This is a genomic window from Kocuria sp. ZOR0020 (genome assembly GCF_000800955.1).
Lineage (GTDB): Bacteria > Actinomycetota > Actinomycetes > Actinomycetales > Micrococcaceae > Kocuria > Kocuria subflava.
In genome coordinates this window covers 1-1,458 of the sequence record NZ_JROX01000360.1, presented here as the reverse complement: position 1 = coordinate 1,458, position 1,458 = coordinate 1, and the positions used below count along the sequence as shown (strand labels likewise).

The 1,458-nt window shown below is 64.3% G+C and carries 1 protein-coding gene; it reads left to right on the top strand.

The annotated features are described in order from the left end of the window. The first annotated feature begins 49 nt into the window (after window positions 1–49). A complete protein-coding gene (locus tag L979_RS13765; RefSeq protein WP_029603730.1) occupies window positions 50–1,447 on the top strand; it encodes an IS30 family transposase in 1,398 nt (465 codons plus the stop codon). The last annotated feature ends 11 nt before the right edge of the window (window positions 1,448–1,458 follow it).

Here is a 1,458-nt window from a genome sequence, read left to right as displayed (position 1 = left end):
CAAGGCGGATTCAACTGGTCGTCGCAACACCTCGATCGGGAGGTGTCAGATGGTTCGTCGTCAGCAGGCAGCAGATCGGGCGGAGCGACCGAAGCTTCGGTCCCCTGGGCATCCGAAGTTCCAACGGCATGTCGAGGCGGCGTTCTGGGCGGAGATCGCCAAGGGGCTATTGCCCATCGAGGCTGCTGCCGTGGTCGGCGTGGCGCAAGCTGTCGGTCAGCGATGGTTCCGCCACGCTGGCGGCATGCCTCCATTCGATCTGAAGTTCACGCCAACCGGACGCTACCTGTCGTTCGCTGAGCGTGAGGAGATCGCATTCCTGCGTGCTCAGGGACGCGGCGTGCGCGAGATCGCTCGAACTCTAGGCCGTAACCCGGGGACGATCTCCCGTGAGCTGCGCCGGAATGCGGCCGTCCGCTACGGAAGTCGCGGGTATCGAGCGTCGGTTGCGCAGTGGAAGGCCGACATGGCCGCGAAACGCCCGAAGGCGGCGAAGCTGGTCACGAACGTGCGGTTGCATACCTACGTCCAGGACCGATTATCGGGGCAGATCGCCACGCCTGATGGCAAGGTGATAATCGGTCCCGAGCCCCCACGGTTCACGGGGATCAACAAGCCCCACCGTAAGCACCGCGGGTGGTCCACGGCGTGGAGTCCGGAGCAGATCAGCAACCGGCTCAAGGTCGACTTCCCCGATGATGAGTCCATGCGCATCAGTCACGAGGCGATCTACCAATCCCTCTACATTCAGGGCCGCGGCGCGCTCAAACGCGAGCTTGTCTGGTGTCTGCGCACGGGCCGGGCGCTGCGCGCGCCGCGGGAACGGTCACGCCGCAAGACTTGGGCGCACGTCACTCCTGGAACGCTGATCAGCGAACGTCCCGCAGAAGCCGGAGACCGAGCTGTTCCCGGCCATTGGGAGGGTGACCTGCTGATTGGGCTCGAGCGCTCAGCGATTGGCACCGTCGTCGACCGCACGACCAGGTTCACGATGCTGGTCCACCTCCCCCGTGAGAAGGGATACCGACACAAGGAAACACCCAAGAACGGCCCCGCGCTGGCCGGCTATGGCGCGATCACGATGAAGAACGCGCTGGCGAGCACGATGTCGACGCTGCCCGCCCAACTGGCGAGGTCGTTGACCTGGGATCGCGGCAAGGAGATGTCCGCTCACGCACAGTTCACGGTCGAGACGGGCATCCCGGTGTTCTTCGCCGATCCGCAGTCCCCCTGGCAACGCGGCACGAACGAGAACACCAACGGACTACTGCGCCAGTACTTCCCCAAGGGCACCGACCTGTCGAGCTGGACGGCAGAGGAGATTGAAGCCGTCGCTCACGCACTCAACACAAGGCCCCGCAAGACCCTCGGCTGGAGAACCCCTGCCGAAGCCTTCAACGAGCAGCTACTGTTGCTCCAACAAGCCGGTGTTGCAACCACCGGTTGAACCCGGTCAAT